This window comes from Psychrobacter sp. MES7-P7E (genome assembly GCF_002863645.1).
Lineage (GTDB): Bacteria > Pseudomonadota > Gammaproteobacteria > Pseudomonadales > Moraxellaceae > Psychrobacter.
The window spans coordinates 15,581-33,162 of sequence record NZ_PJBU01000075.1 but is presented as its reverse complement, the minus strand read 5'-3'; the positions used below and the strand labels follow the sequence as shown (position 1 = coordinate 33,162).

The 17,582-nt window shown below is 41.8% G+C and carries 12 protein-coding genes and 1 other RNA gene; 7 read left to right on the top strand and 6 right to left on the bottom strand.

Annotated elements, in window-relative coordinates; genetic code table 11:
• Positions 1-68 precede the first annotated feature (68 nt).
• From CXF62_RS03990 to ffs, 3 genes are all read right to left on the bottom strand, one after another.
• Complete coding sequence (locus CXF62_RS03990; protein WP_228153157.1) at positions 69-3,023, bottom strand: M48 family metalloprotease; 2,955 nt, start codon at positions 3,021-3,023, stop codon at positions 69-71.
• 13 nt (positions 3,024-3,036) lie between these two features.
• On the bottom strand, positions 3,037-3,633 hold the full coding sequence (locus CXF62_RS03985) for a LemA family protein (RefSeq protein WP_102093008.1): 597 nt from the start codon (positions 3,631-3,633) through the stop codon (positions 3,037-3,039).
• Positions 3,634-3,901: 268 nt separating this feature from the next.
• An RNA gene (gene ffs, locus CXF62_RS03980) (signal recognition particle sRNA small type) lies at positions 3,902-3,998 on the bottom strand.
• Between the two features lie 308 nt (positions 3,999-4,306).
• Between ffs and CXF62_RS03975 the strand changes: the two genes are divergently transcribed.
• Positions 4,307-5,023 carry an SIMPL domain-containing protein gene (locus CXF62_RS03975; protein WP_102091728.1) on the top strand — a complete coding sequence of 239 codons (717 nt, stop codon included), beginning with the start codon at positions 4,307-4,309 and terminating at the stop codon, positions 5,021-5,023.
• A 123-nt stretch (positions 5,024-5,146) separates the two neighbouring features.
• Here CXF62_RS03975 and CXF62_RS03970 read toward each other — a convergent pair whose 3' ends face one another.
• Both CXF62_RS03970 and glnA read right to left on the bottom strand, forming a co-directional pair.
• Entirely contained in the window at positions 5,147-5,890 is a 744-nt protein-coding gene (locus CXF62_RS03970) for a DUF4124 domain-containing protein (protein WP_102093007.1), read from the bottom strand.
• A gap of 202 nt (positions 5,891-6,092) precedes the next feature.
• Positions 6,093-7,502, bottom strand: a complete 1,410-nt coding sequence (glnA, locus tag CXF62_RS03965; protein ID WP_057760355.1) for a type I glutamate--ammonia ligase — start codon at positions 7,500-7,502, stop codon at positions 6,093-6,095.
• Between the two features lie 828 nt (positions 7,503-8,330).
• On the opposite strand from glnA, the gene CXF62_RS03960 reads away from it, so the two are divergent.
• The 5 genes from CXF62_RS03960 to CXF62_RS03940 all read left to right on the top strand — a co-directional run bounded on the left by CXF62_RS03960 (position 8,331) and on the right by CXF62_RS03940 (position 12,899).
• Positions 8,331-8,954 (top strand): anthranilate synthase component II, encoded by a 624-nt coding sequence (locus CXF62_RS03960; RefSeq protein WP_102093006.1) that lies wholly within the window; start codon positions 8,331-8,333, stop codon positions 8,952-8,954.
• Positions 8,955-9,051: 97 nt separating this feature from the next.
• Positions 9,052-10,173 carry an anthranilate phosphoribosyltransferase gene (trpD, locus tag CXF62_RS03955; RefSeq protein ID WP_102093005.1) on the top strand — a complete coding sequence of 374 codons (1,122 nt, stop codon included), beginning with the start codon at positions 9,052-9,054 and terminating at the stop codon, positions 10,171-10,173.
• A gap of 170 nt (positions 10,174-10,343) precedes the next feature.
• Entirely contained in the window at positions 10,344-11,219 is an 876-nt protein-coding gene (gene trpC, locus CXF62_RS03950) for an indole-3-glycerol phosphate synthase TrpC (protein WP_102093004.1), read from the top strand.
• A 108-nt stretch (positions 11,220-11,327) separates the two neighbouring features.
• Positions 11,328-12,059, top strand: coding sequence for a Smr/MutS family protein (locus tag CXF62_RS03945; RefSeq protein WP_102093003.1), 732 nt, complete (start codon positions 11,328-11,330; stop codon positions 12,057-12,059).
• A 207-nt stretch (positions 12,060-12,266) separates the two neighbouring features.
• Positions 12,267-12,899, top strand: coding sequence for a DNA-3-methyladenine glycosylase family protein (locus tag CXF62_RS03940; protein ID WP_102093002.1), 633 nt, complete (start codon positions 12,267-12,269; stop codon positions 12,897-12,899).
• A 61-nt stretch (positions 12,900-12,960) separates the two neighbouring features.
• On the opposite strand, the gene CXF62_RS03935 is transcribed toward CXF62_RS03940, so the two are convergent.
• Positions 12,961-14,886 (bottom strand): mechanosensitive ion channel family protein, encoded by a 1,926-nt coding sequence (locus CXF62_RS03935; protein WP_371547192.1) that lies wholly within the window; start codon positions 14,884-14,886, stop codon positions 12,961-12,963.
• A 497-nt stretch (positions 14,887-15,383) separates the two neighbouring features.
• Between CXF62_RS03935 and CXF62_RS03930 the strand changes: the two genes are divergently transcribed.
• Positions 15,384-17,303 (top strand): TonB-dependent receptor plug domain-containing protein, encoded by a 1,920-nt coding sequence (locus tag CXF62_RS03930; RefSeq protein WP_102093000.1) that lies wholly within the window; start codon positions 15,384-15,386, stop codon positions 17,301-17,303.
• Positions 17,304-17,582 lie beyond the last annotated feature (279 nt).

Below are 17,582 nucleotides of genomic sequence, written 5' to 3'. Positions count from 1 at the left end.
TTTTATGCTTTTGGCAGCTCTCATTAAGCATGCGCTATACTATCAATTAAGTAATAAATACATGCCCATCAAAACAGCTGTCGAATACCGAGCCAACGCTCTGATATTGCCAACAAACAATCGTATTCATCTTGGCTGATTATCGTATCGTGTAACATCACCGTATGCAACGTACTTAGCCATTGGCGATACTCATTATGAGTAGGCTGGCTCATTTCACTTTCATTATAATCTATTTGACTACCATCCTGTTGCTTCTCTCGATAATTATCAGCATTCGGATCACCTACCAAGCGCTTGATAAAGTGATTGGCAGAGACAGGAACCGCAGAAATAATCGCCAATAACTGAATGCTATTCAAGTGCTGTGCGGTCAATAATAGCCACTGTAAATTAACATCGCTTACTGTCATAAGATCAATATCAATCAAGCGCGCATGCCGTCTCAAATCTACAATATAATGCGCCACACTGTCAGTACCCTCACTCAATAGCGATTGGTCATGCAGTGAGATCATCTGGCCTTTGGCATCTTTTGATAGTCGATAAGCCAATAAGACAACAACTGATACTTCTGATTTACTAAGTCCTGTAAACGCCTGACTTGAAGGATCTAGTTGCGCCCTTACGTCTTCCATACCAGTCTTTAGTATTTGCGGCCATAGAGACTGCGCGTCTGTATCTTGTAAAACTTTAGACAATATCGGTAGTAACTGCTGCAAATGTAGCGCTTGCCATAATGATGATATTGGCGATTTTTGATGTGCTAAAGCTAACGGGTTATTCAGAGTAATCGCAACCGCATGAGCGTTATCACTAGCTATATTTTTATCTGACGAATCATAAGCTAAGCTTTTGGTTAAGTCAGATGTCAGCTGTTGGTTAAACAGCTCAAATATGCCCTGCTGATAACGCAACAACATCGTACGGCATTTCTCTTGTTTTTTATAGTACTGATGACTGTCGTGACTATGATCGTTTTTACTTTTGAGCTTTAGATCTTCAATACATAGTTCAGATAAATTCTTTTGATGCAATTGGTTTAAGACGAGCTCAATCAAAGCGCTGTCTAAACGCCTGTCCAAACTGGCTACTACTGTCATCAGCTTAGTATCTATCCTATGTGGCAATACTTGCTCATGGGAAGTCGAGTCAGTCGCAACAGAGAAGCCATCATTCCAAATATCATTCAAACTATAAGTGGCAGTCGTTGATAATGATTGATGCTGATGACAAAGCAAGACAGCTTCGACTAATGCTAGCGCACCTAAAGGATGATGACTATGGTTGAGTATGTACTGAGGTAGTGATACCTTTTTAATATCATCAAACCCAATTAATGTGTTTTCTGGTAGGTCAGCGTCAGGTTTGGACTGCCACGGTTTTAATAGCTGATGAACGCCAACGTCTTCGGCCTGTACTTGAAGCCGCCCATCGACCACCACATCAGCTTCTACGGCAAACTCTAAACCGTCATCAATCTCTAATTCGCCATTATCTTTATTACGATTTTCGCTTATAGACTCAGCTAGAACTTTTCTGTCACTTGTCTGTTTATTGTCACCTGTATTAATCGTTGCAGCTGTTTGAGTCTCAAATACTGACGAGTGACGCGTATTTTTTTCTGGCAAATATTCACTTAGGCTATTTTCTTTTGTTGCTCCCCAATCACCTAAGCGGCGTTGCCTATATATTTCTTTGACCTTTTGCTGATTTATTCGCTTTTCTTTGGCGACTTGTACCGCGAACTGATGATAAGCATCCGCATTAATAGCGTTCATACGCTCAGTCAAGCTTGGATGGGTGGCAAACCATGACACATCACCTAAGTCTGCCCCACTACTAGCAAAGAAAAAATGGCTGAGTCCGTTGATATCGGCGATGCCAGACAAACGCGAGCCGAGCGAGTCTTGATGAATGGCTTTTAAGGTTTCGATAATCGCAGGTGTACGTGTCAATTGAACACTAGTGGCATCAGCAAGTAGCTCACGCTCACGATTAAAACTGTGCTTAATCAACTGCGCGCTTGCCATGCTAGAGAAGCTTAAACCATGCAGTAGCAATGTCCAGACACTACGCGGGGCTTGACGATCTATTATAGGTGGCGTTTGTACCCATTTAGACTGACGCTTGGCTGAGTACTGCTGTTGTTGTGATTGCTGCTGCCAGTAAGCGACCCATTCACTATGCGTGGTGAAATTAGCGGTTTGCGCTTCTGTATTGCGTGCAAGCGTATCAACCTGTCTCTGTGATAGAAACTTTTGTGAAATACTATCGCTATCAAAATAACGGTAATTAGATATTGGGTCACTCCAGTCGTATAGTATCTGCAAGCCTGCCAATACCACCATCAGCTGTAAATTGAACGTAGCATCACCGTGCAATATATGACCATATTCATGACCAATGAGTCCGTATAGCGCCTCATCAGACAGTTTATCTAACGCACCTTGAGTAACGACGAGTACCATATCTGAGCTATGGCGACTAGCGACGAAACCGTTGATACCCTGCTCGTCAGGTAGCACGTACAAAACAGGGGTTTGCAAACCTGCCGCAATGGCCAGTTGTTGAGCGATTTCATAGTAGCGACGATAAACGGGCGGAAAATCGCGCTCGTCACGTACTGCTATATGACGTGAACTATAGCGAACCCTTTCTTCAGCTTCGTGTTGATGAGCGACTCCTTGACTGTGCTCCCATGCTTCTTGGCTGTTATCAATGAATAGCCTAACCGCCCCTACTCGCTGAGCAATAGCGCGGCCACCTGCTCGCAGGCGTCGATACTCTAAAAAACTACCACCAACGAAACTGCCTAACGTCAAGACAATGACCAGAACCAATACCCAGTAGTATATACCGCCTGTAAATACTGTCAGCAGTATAGACATGACAGCCAGTCCCACTGCCATATGAGCAAGTACAATCAGGAAAAACAGTCCATAAAGTAATAGACTGCGCCGCGTACGTATCCGCTGTTCACCAAAAAAATCCATCAGATTGGGCTGCCTAGAGTTCGCCAAAATTGTCTAAACCTTAGCCCATATTGACAATCGGTGCCTGAGCAATCGCTTCTCTGTCTTCGAATACCAACTGACTGAGTGGACGAAAGCCAAACGTCGTACTAACGAGGTTATTAGGAAAGACTTCGCGATCATTATTATAAAACATTACGCTGTCATTATAATGCTGACGGGAAAATCCGATGCGATTTTCCGTATTGGTTAGTTCGTCCATGAGTTCCTTGATCATACTATCGGCTTTGAGCTCTGGGTAGGCTTCGACGACAGCGGAAAATTGACTCAACGCTTTGGACAGCATACCTTCTGCTTTTGCAAACAGTGCCATATGCTCTAGCGAGTCTGGCTGATGCTTATTAGAGTCTTGTAGATCTTGAGCATGATTACGCGCGCTAATGACGCGAGTGAGTGTTTCTTCTTCATGACTCAAATAACGCTTGGCAGTTTCGACCAAGTTTGGAATCAGATCATGACGACGCTTTAGTTGCACATCTATTTGAGCAAAGCCGTTCTTTGCTTGGTTACGTGCGCGTACCAATCTATTAAAAATAGATACCCCAAACACAACTACCAACACCAAAAATGCAATGAATAGCCAAACAAACATCTTCATAATCAAACTCCAAGGTGTCTAGAATGTTAATAAAAAGTTAATACATTGTATTTTAACTCATATTAATCAATAAAACCTTAGAACTAGATCGGAACTATAAAGGAAATCGAACAGGAAATTAAATTGAAAACTACATAAGCAATTAGCTAACCATCAGACAAAAATTTGACCCAAAAAAAGCCCTTTACAATGAAGGGCTTAATACATTACAAATATGTCTTTGATACTTTATAAATATAATTATCAAATTTTAGGCAAAAAAAAGCGACTCCATCAGCACATCCTCGGCACACACTATAACTATTACCGTTGCTACCTTCCGGTCCTGGCGGGATTCATAGAACAATGTTGCGAGGCTACCAATGGAGCCACCAGTCGCAAATTATACAAGAAATTTTTAATTTTACAACCCCTATCTTAAAACTGTTTGCTTTAGGCCCTAAATAGCACTGTCATTTAGTTCATTAGCTCAGGTCCGCAATGTATGAGCACAAATTATATCAGTAACTTAGGTCACAAAATTCTCACAGCAACTTATATGAATTTTGCTATTTTAGTGAATGAAGTTGCACCCATGTCGATTTCTAGAGAACAATAGGGACAACTTTTCATGTATGAATGAGCGTTGATAATTGTCATTTATATATTATTAGAATCAACTTAGGAGATAATAATGAAAAATACTTTATTGAATAAAGCAGCACTAGCTTCTGGTACGGTTTGTCTCATGACAGCGATGATGGGTAGCGCCCATGCAGAGCCAACAGGCTATGATCAACTGACATTTCAGACAGAAATAAAAGAAGAGATTCAGAACGATGAAGTACGAGCCAGCTTGTACAAGAAAGCACAAGCAACTGACTCTAAGACTTTAGCTACAATGCTTAACACCTCAATCAACAATGCCATGAAAATTGCCAAGCGCTACCCTAGCGTGACCGTGAGCACAGGGCAACAGCGCACCTATCCACGCTATGACAAAAACGATAAAATCATCGGCTGGACAGGTCAAGCAAACATAGATTTAAAAAGTACAGACTTTTCAGCGACTAGCCAACTAATTGCTGACTTACAAGAAACCTTAGTGATGGACAATCTTAATTTTGGCGTATCAGATACCAAAAAAGATGCGCTAGAACAAAAATTAATGACCGAAGCTTCTCGCGCTTTTCAGCAGCAAGCTAAGAGCCTTACCCGCGCTTGGGATGCTCGTGGCTACCGCGTCGTCAATGTTAACCTAAACACAGGTAGCAACTATCCACGTCCAATGTATAGCGCTATGAGCATGAAATCAGGAATGGCAGACGAGTCAGTACCAAGCCAAAGCTTTGAGTCTGGTAATAGCACTATTTCTGTGACTGCTAACGGTACCATCGAGTTAACTAAATAAGACAGCTTATAGTTAAAATAAAATAAGTGATTTACATTAAAAAAGGCAAGCATCGTTAACGGTGCTTGCCTTTCTATTTTGCTAGCGATATCTATCCATTATATTCAATCATTATTGAGACCATTATTGTGACTGAGCAACTTCCTGTTGACGCAGCTTTAACATCAATTTTTGATACCAAGCTAGCTTTTGATAAGCCAATAGCTGCGCTGCCTTTCTTTTGTTGTCTTGCAATGTGGTTGTATTTTGAATCACATATACAGTACGTGTGATTTGCTCAAGTGTTTGGCCATTTTCGCTTTGTATAACAGCCTTGATTGTATGAGCACCTGGCAAAACATCAACAGTAGCAATAGATGCACTTAAACCTTGTGCAACCTCTTTATCATCAAAATAAATACGGGCGCTATCACCTGCCTGTAACGCAGGCTTAATCTGCACATTGACATCGATATTCTGTACTGGACGACGATAGGCTCTCTCTTCGCTAGGTTCAGTAATTACTAACTGATAGTTTACTGGCGTGGTAACCTTAGTATTTATCGCAGGCGACTCAGTAGCAGTCACTGTCTGCGACGCATTTGATGATTGGCGACTTGTACTAGAATTGGTTGTCGTATTCAGACTAGTTGACCTGCTCGTCTCATCACCTGTCGTAATAGCCATTTGACTGACTTGTTTGCCAGCTTGCTGCTCATAATCCTGTGGACGGTCGGTAAAGGTGACTTGACCGGTTTGCTCATCGACCACTTTATAAATAGGTGCAGCATTCGTGAGAGATGTACAAAGACTAGCGAGAGCAACCGTAGTCCATAGCGCAACTCTAATCTTACCCTTCAAGAAACTCGGTTTTGCTAATAAAGTCATAATCCATCAACCTAAATAGTGTCTACTATTAATATAATTTTATAAAACTATTATGCGTGAGTTTTGACATGAAATCAGCAGCAATTTCAAAGAAAATTCAGCAATTGGACTGATGTACTTTGTTGATACCCATAAAAAAAACCAGCTAAGAATAACTTAGCTGGTTTTGTGACTCAAAATAAATGAGTGTTTTAGCGACTAATTAGCAGCTATAGTACATGTCAAATTCGACAGGGTGTACAGTTACGTTCAGACGTTGTACTTCTTCTTCTTTCAAAGCGATAAACGCTTCTAGCATGTCTTCAGTGAATACATCGCCTTTTAATAAGAAGTCATGATCGTCACGCAGTGCTTGTAGTGCAACGTCTAAGCTCTCTGCAACCGTTGGGATTTGTGCTTCTTCTTCTGGTGGCAAGTCATACAAGTTTTTGTCAGCAGCTTCGCCTGGATGCATTTTGTTTTGGATACCGTCAAGGCCAGCCATCAATAGTGCAGCAAACGCTAGGTATGGGTTAGCCGTTGGATCAGGGAAACGTGCTTCTACACGTACCGCTTTCGGGCTGCTTACATGTGGAATACGGATAGATGCTGAACGGTTAGATGCTGAATAAGCAAGTTTGATAGGCGCTTCGTAATGTGGTACTAGACGCTTATAGCTGTTCGTTGATGGGTTAGTAATCGCATTCAACGCACGAGCATGCTTGATAATACCGCCAATGAAGTACAATGCTGTTTCAGACAGACCAGCATACTCATCACCAGAGAATGTATTTACGCCGTCTTTTGAGATTGACATATGTACGTGCATACCTGAACCGTTATCACCAACGATTGGCTTAGGCATAAAGGTCGCTGTTTTACCAAACTGATGCGCAACGTTATGAACAACATATTTCAATTGCTGAACTTCATCCGCTTTACGTACCATCGTGTTGAATGCAACACCGATCTCAGACTGGCAAGACGCTACTTCATGGTGATGAACTTCAACTGAACCTTCACCAACAATCTCTTCAATGCGTTCACACATAACAGCACGCATATCATGTGAGCTATCGATTGGTGGTACTGGGAAATAACCGCCTTTCACACGTGGGCGATGCGCCATGTTGCCCCACTCGTAAGTCTCGTTAGTCGACCATGCTGCTTCTTCAGCCGTGATTTTATGACTAACGCCAGACATATCGACTGACCATTTAACATCGTCAAATACAAAGAACTCAGGCTCAGGACCAAAGTAAGCAGTATCACCGATACCAGTAGACTTTAAATACTCTTCAGCGCGGCGTGCGATAGAGCGTGGGTCACGGTCATAACCTTGTAGCGTTGATGGCTCGATGATATCGCAAGTCACTACCACAGTCACCGCGTCAAAGAACGGGTCAACAAAAGCAGTTTCTGGATCAGGACGCAAGATCATATCTGACGCTTCGATACCTTTCCAACCAGCGATTGATGAGCCATCAAACATTTTGCCATCTTCCATAACATCTTCATCAACGGTATGCGCTGGAAAGCTGATGTGCTGCTCTTTGCCGCGTGTATCAGTAAAGCGAAAATCAACCCATTTAGCATTAGAGGATTGGATAAGATCTAATAGTTTATTCGACATGAATAGTCTCCGTTGTGTTGATCACGTAATTGCGATTTAAAATTATTAATATGATGTTCTTGTCCAAGAATGTCAGATGTGCTCTCAATACTAAAATAGCGCATTCGATATTATGCTTATTATCAGCACTATTTTGCGTATTAGTCAAGATGCTCATCTAAAGCGTTTACTCAATCAGACCAATATTTGTGCACATGGTCTAACATACGCCAATTCAATCCTAACGACATTCTAGCAATATACAACTCATAATGCTGAACTCTTCGGGCTCTTGTTAATAATTATTTTTAGACCACTTTCTTGGCTTTAAAAATAATCATAACAGCAATAATGCAAAGGCTATGCCAATGTATTGCCACTCTGATAACAGATATAGTTATAGATAGATTTAATTATCAATATTTACAGTGATTTATACGATTAAAATCGTTATATATTAATTAATTCTCATCTAGTTCAGTTTTAGAATAGCACTTAATTAGAGCACCAGTTGAGAACCAAAAGCACTAAATTGGTGCAAATTAAAATATATTTATCGTTATAATGCTATTTGTTAGTGCGCCGTTAATAGCTGAATTAATAACATTATCCCTGCTCAAACTATTCTCATTGTCGACAAAATAATAAAAAATATGTTTTTGCTTGGTGCTTACTTAGATAGCCCGTACCCTACATTTGATAGAAAACAAAATAGTGGTAAGATAACCGCGCGCAATAACCTCCTCTGTTATAGTCAGAGCTGCTTGTGTTCGGCAATCAAGTGACTCGATAACAGTGAGAACAAATTTCATGTTAAAAATATAATAAAACTGATAAGTTGAAGACTTAATGATTTTGATGATCGATAATTACGATAGCTTTACGTACAATATCGTACAGTACTTCGGCGAGCTAAAGCAGGACATCACTGTCTGGCGTAATGATCAGGTCAGCATTGAGCAGATTAAAACCCTCGCACCTGATGTCATTGTGATTGGCCCAGGTCCATGCGATCCTGACCGTGCGGGTATTTCGCTGCAAGCCATTGAGACATTTAAAGGAATTATTCCTATACTGGGTATTTGCTTGGGTCATCAAGCTATCGGTCAAGCCTTTGGCGGTCAAGTGGTCAAAGCTGGCGAAGTCATGCATGGCCGCTTATCCGCTATCTATCACAACGAGCAAGGTGTGTTTGCTAGATTACCCAACCCGTCACAGGTTACGCGCTATCATTCACTCGTCATTGATAAGACAAGCCTACCAGACTGCCTTGAACTCACCGCATGGACACAGAATGCTGATGGTAGTATTGAAGAAATCATGGGTATTCGCCATAAGGCGTTTGCTGTAGAAGGTGTTCAGTTTCATCCTGAGTCGATATTGAGCGAAGCAGGTTACCAATTGCTCAATAACTTTTTACAGACTCATGGCTTGGCTACCCTGACATTCGATGAGCTACCACAAGTTGGCTAGATTTGACTAAAAGCACCTTGGCAAAAATACTGCTTTCATAAGCCTATGCCACATTTCACACAGATTCATATAAAAAATAATAGTAAGCGAGACCATAATGAGTACGAAAAAAATAGAAGAAACGCACACGCCAGAGAGTATTGCAGAATTGTCTGACGAGCAAACACATCAATTGCTAACCACAGCTTTGGGTAGAATATTTCAACACATCGATTTAACCTTTGATGAGATGTATCAAGTGATGCTGATTATCATGCAAGGTAGATGCAGCGACGCTATGATGGGCGCTATCTTGACGGGGCTGCGCATGAAGGGCGAATCCATTGACGAGATTACTGCATCAGCCAGCGCCATGCGTGCACTAGCCGCCAACATTGAACCAAAGAACTGCGATTACTTGGTAGATATCGTTGGTACTGGCGGCGATGGTGCTAATTTGTTCAATGTCTCAACTGCATCGGCATTGGTTGTTGCGGCAGCTGGTGCACAAGTTGCTAAGCACGGCAATCGCGGCGTCTCGACCAAATCTGGTAGTTCAGACTTACTTGAGCAAGCAGGTATCAGTCTTGCGCTCACGCCAAAGCAGGCGAAAGACTGTATCGAAAACCAAGGTATCGGGTTTTTATTTGCACCCAATCATCACAGCGCCATGCGTTATGCCAACCCTGTACGCCGTGAATTAAAAGCACGTACCATCTTTAATATTTTGGGCCCATTGACCAACCCTGCTGGCACGCCAAACTTAGTCATCGGTGTGTTTACCGCGCAGTTATGTGAGCCGATTGCTAAGGTGATGAAAAACTTAGGCGCACGTCATGTCATGGTAGTAGGCGCAAAAGATGGTCTTGATGAAATCAGTCTTGCGACTTCGACCACAGTCGCTGAGCTAAAAGATGGCGAGATATCAGTCTATGACATGATGCCAGAAGATGCGGGTATCGAGTCACAAACTCTTATTGGCCTCGATGTCGACTCTCCAGCACAAAGCCTTGAGTTGATTCGTGCTGCGCTATCTGGAGCCGACACTCATGACCGTGCCGTACTTAAAGCACGTGACATGATTGCGCTAAATGCAGGTGCCGCGATATATACTGCAGGACTTGCCAGCAACTACCCTAACGGTGTTAGCCGAGCACAAAAAATTATTCAAAATGGCGATGCTTTACTCAAACTTGAGTCTTTGGCCAACTATACCCAGCAGCTAGTCGCTCAAGGTTAACTTATAAGCACTCATCTACTGTCTATAGTCAAAAAAATCTAAAACGGATACAAGGCAGCCGACCACAGATTGTACAAATCGTACATCTAGGAAGGGAAACGCCGTAGCCATTTAGTAGTTATTAATAGCTCTCTGACTGTATTTACATTTAACGATATTCGGATACCAGTATGACCACAACCCATTCAGACATACCGTCAGTGCTACAGCGCATTGTCGCCACCAAAGTAGAAGAAGTAAAAGCCGCTCGCGAAGCATTGTCTTTAGAGGACTTGAAAGCACAGGTCGCAGCTGATGATAAACCGCGTCGAGGTTTTGCCGCGGCATTACGTGCTGCTGGCACTAAAGGAAATGGTATCGGTATCATTGCTGAGATTAAAAAAGCCTCACCGTCTAAAGGCATTATCAATCATAACTTTACCCCTGCTCTATTTGCGCAGCAGTATGAGCAAGCGGGCGCTAGTTGTCTGTCTGTATTGACCGATCGTGATTACTTTCAGGGCGATGACATCTATCTTGTTCAGGCGGCTAATACCTCAAGCTTACCGATATTACGTAAAGACTTTATGATTGATGTCTATCAAATCTATCAATCTTACCTAATGGGCGCTGACTGCATCCTACTCATTATGGCTTGCCTAGATGATGCCCAAGTACGAGAGCTACATGCGCTCAGTATTGAGCTTGGTATGGACGTATTGATAGAAGTGCATACCAAATCTGAGCTTGAGCGTGCGCTACAGTTGCCACGTTCAGTACACAATATCTACGGTATCAATAACCGTGATTTAAATACCTTCGATGTTGACCTGCAAACCACGCTTGATCTTAAGAATATTTTAAACGACGCACTCGCTGCTGATGCTAATAGCACTGAGCAAAAACCACTTATCGTGACCGAAAGTGGTATTCATAGCAGTGATGATATTCGTCTCATGTTAAATAATGAGATTCAGCACTTTCTAATCGGTGAGCAATTTATGAAAACTGATCATCCAGGGCAAGCGTTACAATCCTTACTTGCGGGCGTCGCAGCAGACGGGTAAAGTAACTCAATAATTTATGTTTCAATAAATGCTCGATAGCTTGAACAATGTCTGCGCTATATACATAGTTCAATCAACCATTCATCAATCAACGATACGTTAACTTTTATGTCAAACTCTCTGTTTTCAAAAGAAATGCAAGACCAGCTTAAAGAACTCAAAGGCCAGCTGAGCAAAGGCCGTGATACTAATTCACCTGAAGGTGAGAACCAAAAGCCAACTGAGCCGGTGTCGCTACCGACTCAAAAGCAAGTAAAAAAGACAGTTAAGCAGCTAGATAGTGAACATATCGATGACGATAAAGTTCTATTTATGCAAGCCATGCACGGTGTCAATCAGCTAGAAGACAAAAATGTCCGCTCACCTGCCAGCGCAACTAGAGCAGGCAAACCTGATGCAGCGACACTATCAAAACGTGCGGCGGCTCAAGGTAGTGAAGCCAGTGATCTAGGCGCAGGCTTGTCAGATATGCAAGCACTACTAAACCCAGTAGCTGCTGAAGCTTATTTGTCTTATAAGCAGCCTACACTGCAAAATAAAATCTTTGATCAGCTCAAAAAAGGCAAGCTACGTTGGTATGATGCGGTAGATATCCATGGCTGTACGATAGAAGAAGCACGTGAAGCGATGACTCAACTGTTGAGCCAAGCCAAGCAGAAAAACGAGACTATGGTAAAAATCGTCCATGGTAAAGGTAGCGAAGCGATTCTAAAAACTTGTATTAACGGCTGGTTACGTCAATTGCCAGAAGTATTAGCTTTTTGCTCTGCTCCACCAAAAGATGGTGGTAACGGTGCTGTACTAGTACTACTTAAAAAACCTAAAGCAGATGGCGAATAGGTCTATTGTTAGTGATACGGTACTATATAAAAAGGACTGCTTATTCGCAGTCCTTTTTTTATCAATCACTTATGGACTAGACATGGACTGCAACAATGTTTCCTTTAATGAATACTCTCTTTAATGTACATTCCATTTAATGTGAGCTTCTCACTTTTTATTAATATATAGACTTGAGCACCTTCTACTTAGCAAAGCGAAAACACTATGAGCATACAGATTATTGAAAATACCAACGAGCTAGAACAGCAAATTGCTGCACTAATTGCCACTGAACCAAGGTTTGCTCCTGTGCATAAACAGGTTGGCACACCTAATCTTAGGCGTAATGCAGGTGGGTTTGAGCAGTTGATGAGAGCGATGGTTGGTCAGCAGTTATCAGTTGCCGCCGCTGCCAGCATTTGGAAACGGTTGGTTGATGCAGAATTGATCACCCCGCAAGCAATACGTGAAGCGACAGACGATACTTTGAAGACGCAAGGATTGTCTAAGCAAAAAACTCGTTATGTACGCTCTTTAGTGGATCATGATATAGACTTTTCAGCATTAGAAACTTTGCCAAATGAAGAAGTCATAACAACCTTGACAGCCGTGACAGGGATTGGACGTTGGACAGCTGAGATGTATTTATTATTTTCGCTAAAACGTACAGACATACTCGCTGTCGATGATTTGGCCATTAAAGTTGCAGCCATGGAGTTGTTAGGCTTAGCAGAGCGCCCAACACCCAAGCAGCTTAAAGATCTAACTCAGCACTGGTCACCTCATCGCAGTGCTGCCAGCCTATTGCTTTGGTCGTACTACGGCTCATTACGTGATAAAACCGCAGTACCTTTATAACTAATAGAGCAAAAAACATAGCTAGTGTTATTCACTACCATTCGTGAGCAAAAAGTCTCTTTTAAGGCTGGTTCCATATAGAAAAGCCAGATTTGTTTTTAGTGTGCTTAAACTTACTTTTTCTTAGCATATGACTTTTATGCTTTAGTGCCTTAAGCGCACCACTTCTGCTGACGGTCGCCATAGAGAATTTGTGGTGACTTGCAACATCATTTTTAGCCTTGTCACTATCTTTACGAATATCAACGCCATCGTCGTTGTAATCTTTCCTGTATACGCTTGTGTTTACTTCCTTGTTATCAGACACTTCATTATTAGCAGAGTTACTACTGTTGTCTGATTCATCTCCTTCTGCTGATTCATCAGTACTACTTCCCACATGATGTTCAAGTTCAGCTTGATTAACAATCAACTGCTGAGTCGGCAATGCATGTTCTACTTTATATTTCGCGACTTTCTTTAATATATCGACAAACAAAGCGTTTTGTTTGTCATAGAACTCAATGATACCAATAGCATTCACATAAGCTTGCAACTGAATAACATAGCAATCTTGGCGCAGCTCCAAAATATTGACCTGATTCCATTCTTGATTGGTCAAATCATGCTCTTTTATAAATTCATCCAAGTCATTAACCATTTTGAATATTACGTCAAGATCAGCGGTACGCTTAATATATAAGTAGTGGAAAAAACGAAACATATCGCGAGAGGTAAAGTTTTCGATCTGCATCGATGAAAAGTCACCATTTGGTACCGTAACAATCGTCCGCGACAAGGTCCGTACACGCGATGAGCGAATACCAATGTCGATAACTGTGCCTTCGTAAGTACCAAACTTACAATAGTCACCGATACGCACAGGTGAATCTGCGACGACGACGACACTACCAACTAAGTTTTCAATTGTCTTTTGCGCACCAAGAGCTAACGCCAAACCACCCACACCCAGTGCGGCAATACCAGTGGTCAAATCAAAACCCAAATTGCCAAAAATAACAATCACTGCAAATATCAGTAATAGCGCTTTGACGACCTTACGCAGCAGTCCCAAAATTGAGACACGCTCAGTATAGTTTTTCTTGTAGCTTAGATTTACCGCTCGGGTAAATATCGCATCGATCACTCGCAATAGTAGCCAAGTCAGCGCCAGCCAAGAAGCGATATCCGTAAAGCGATTGACTGGCTCACGTAGTGTCACCGATACGCCTGCATAAACCATCACTTCTGATAGTATCAATGCCATAATGACCACAGAGAGTGGCAATATTACTTTGTTAGGTAACGGCAATGGCGTACCACGCAAATACGGATAAACAATCCTTAATAAGTGGTATAGCAACCATACCGCGACATAAGTAAGTACAAAGCTAGTCACAATCATGGTGAGCGCGGCGACCAAATCAGCTAGTTGATAGCCAAAAAGCTTTTTGCCATCTAAAGAGTCAACCGTATAGCGCGAGACCAAGGTCGGCTCAGTATTTTCTATCACTTCTGGTACTGAGGTCAGCGTATCGCTAGAGAATTGCCAATATTGCTCATTCTGTTTTGAGACCACCCTTTCTAGCAATAGCGGAACACTTCGCTCCCCGATATTAATCACACCGACATTTTCTTGGCTAGGTGGCAGTTGGTCAGTTAGATTACCCTCAGGTGAGTTACTAATCTGTAGATCCGGCTGAAAACGCCCACCTGCATCTAGTGCCTGTTTAAACTGTCGCACAACGGTCGTTGGGTTATCGGACTTTGATAAGTTGAGATAATTACTTGCCAGCAAATAATCATTTTCACCCAGCGCACTGATAAACCCTTGTACCGTATGACGCGGCGTATCTCGGCCAAAAGAATCAGGCAATGGCGTACTTACTGTCTCTCCACTACTGTCATTACCCACTCCAAGCGCACCAGCCTCGACAGCATAAGCATTATTTGGCAAGGCAATACTCAACAGCATAGTCAGTAATAGCATTGCGACTATAAATGGCATCTTAGTAATAGCAGAGAATAAATTAGGCGAAGGACTGGGAGTCAGATTATGCTTGATAGACAAAACAAACCTCTTAGTTTAAAAATGGCATGATAAATGACAGGTGGCGTCCATACTATAGTAACAATTATTTATAACAGCAGTACTTTTGATTACGCAATTTTGTAGCTAACTGTATTGGTATTTGGTTTCTTACTCTATGTAGGCTTCTAATAGTAGGTGTTTCTAAGGATAGGCTTCTCTTATACAGTGGTATAAATTCCCATAGAATATCTAAGTAAAGTAATTTTTAATAAATCATTTAGCAAACTAACATGAATACCATTCAGCCTACCCTGAATAAACATTAGGTTAAAGTAGTTTATAAAGCAGGTTAATTTGTAGATAATGAGCGCAGTTTTGCTTATATACTGTTTTTTGTAACTTTTGACCCCTTTTACGTCATAATAGTTACCTCTCATTTCTGCATTTTTAACTTGATTACTTTGGAATCGACTATGTCTGTATCACGTGCATCTTCACGTACCTATCTTCGTTTAAGTATTTTGAGCGTTCTTAGTTTACTTGCAGTAAATACTGCAATGGCAGCTACCTCTGAAAATATTTCCATCAACGATAGCAGTTTGCCACAAGTTGAGCTTGATGAAATTGTCGTGACAGCCACTCGCACACCTACTAAGACAAGTAATGTAATTGCGCAAACACGAGTAATCGATAAAGAAGAGTTACAACGTTATCAAGGTCAAACCGTTTTGGACGTACTCAAACGTCAGCCAGGCATTGCTTTTAAACAAAACGGTGGTCTTGGCGCTTCTTCAAACTTTTATATGCGCGGCTACGATAGCAAACAAGTCCTCGTATTGATTGATGGTATACGTTATAGCTCAGTCAGCGCTGGAGGCGCCGCGTTAAACTTGCTACCTGCTGATCAAATTGATCGAATTGAAGTTCTCTATGGAGCATCAGGTTCTAGCATCTACGGTGCGGATGCGATGGGCGGTGTCATTCAAGTATTCACTAAAGGCGGCAATATAGATCGAAGCAGTATGTCAGTTACCGCAGGTATCGGCTCAAACGATCATTATGTATACGGTGCAAGCGCACAACTTGCCAATACTAATGGTACTACATTAAGCCTTTCAGCCAGTCACAACGAAACAGATGGTATCAATGCGACCCGTCCAGATCCCAGTAATCAAAATGACCCTTATAATAAAGACGATGATGGTTTTGAGAGCGACAGTGTAAGCTTAGCAGTCAATCAGCGTTTTAGCGACACGTTACTGACAGGTGCTAGCATCTTGTATAGTAAATCCACTACTGAATATGACGATGGTACTTTTGAAGACGCTCATGCTGATCAAGAAAACGGCGCAGCACAAGCTTATGTCGACTGGCAATATATGCCTGATGCCTCTGTTAAGCTCCAATATGGTCACTCTATTGATAAAAGCGAGTCTTATTCTAAGTATCCAAATGTATTCGATGGTACTCAAGACCAGATTAGCTTAGTTGGTAAAAACAAGCTGCTAGCTGGTGAAGGTGTTTATGGTCTCGAATACCTCACTCAAGACTTAGACAGCACGGCTTACAGTATTGATGACCGTAATGTCAAAAGTGCCTTTGCTGGCTATGTCATCGCCAATGACCGCTTTGATGCACAAGCCAACCTACGCTACGATGATGACTCACGCTATGGTGATGAAACCACCTATAATTTGGGCGGTGCAATGCATCTTAGTCCTGATTTCCGCGTTGGTGCGAGCTATGCTAAAGGCTTCCGCGCACCTGTTTTTAATGATTTAAGCCCTGTATATAGTGGTAACCCCGATCTAAAGCCTGAAACTAGCGACAACTACGAAGCTTTTGCTGAATACAACACTCTGCTACAGTCTACACGTCTCACTGGCTATTATAATGATGTTGAAAATTTAATCAGTTACGTCGCAAGCCCTACGCCTAGCAATCCTTATGCAGGAGCTAGTCAAAATATCAATGAAGCTAAAATCAAAGGTATCTCATTAACTTCTGACTGGGAAATGAACGACTATCTGTTTGGCGGCAGCTATGATTACCAGAAGGCAGAAGACAGTAGTGGCGGAAGTGATGATGGCAACTCTCTTCCCTACCGTCCTGAACACAAGGGCTTGGTATATGTCGGATACCGTCTGCCAAGTTTAGATATACGCGCTGAATATCAGTATGTAGGGGACTATTACAGCAGAATTACCAATACTGACTCTCAATTTGTAGACAACTATGGATTGCTGAACATCAGTGGTAACTACAAACTTACTGATAATTTGTCTATGACTGCACGTCTAAACAACATCACTAACGAAGATTATATAACAGATATTGGCTATAATACTGACGGTATTAACTACTTTACCTCTCTAACCTACAACTGGTACTAAGTTTAACTTAGTCTGATTAAAACCATCTGAACTAAAATAAAAAAGGTCATCTAAAGGTGGCCTTTTTTATGGCTATAGATTCCTGTTTAAAGTTTTATCTGCATAAGCCGTCAGCTATTTATCTCAGTCAATAGGTGACAATTAACCACTCATCTATTACAATAACGACCTCCGAGAGGTGTTGCGCCATAATAGTGATTTACTGCATTAACATTCTATAGTTATGCAATCACAGGTTATGTTAGGCTCGGTTAACTGTCGAGAGTCCATATTTTTGGT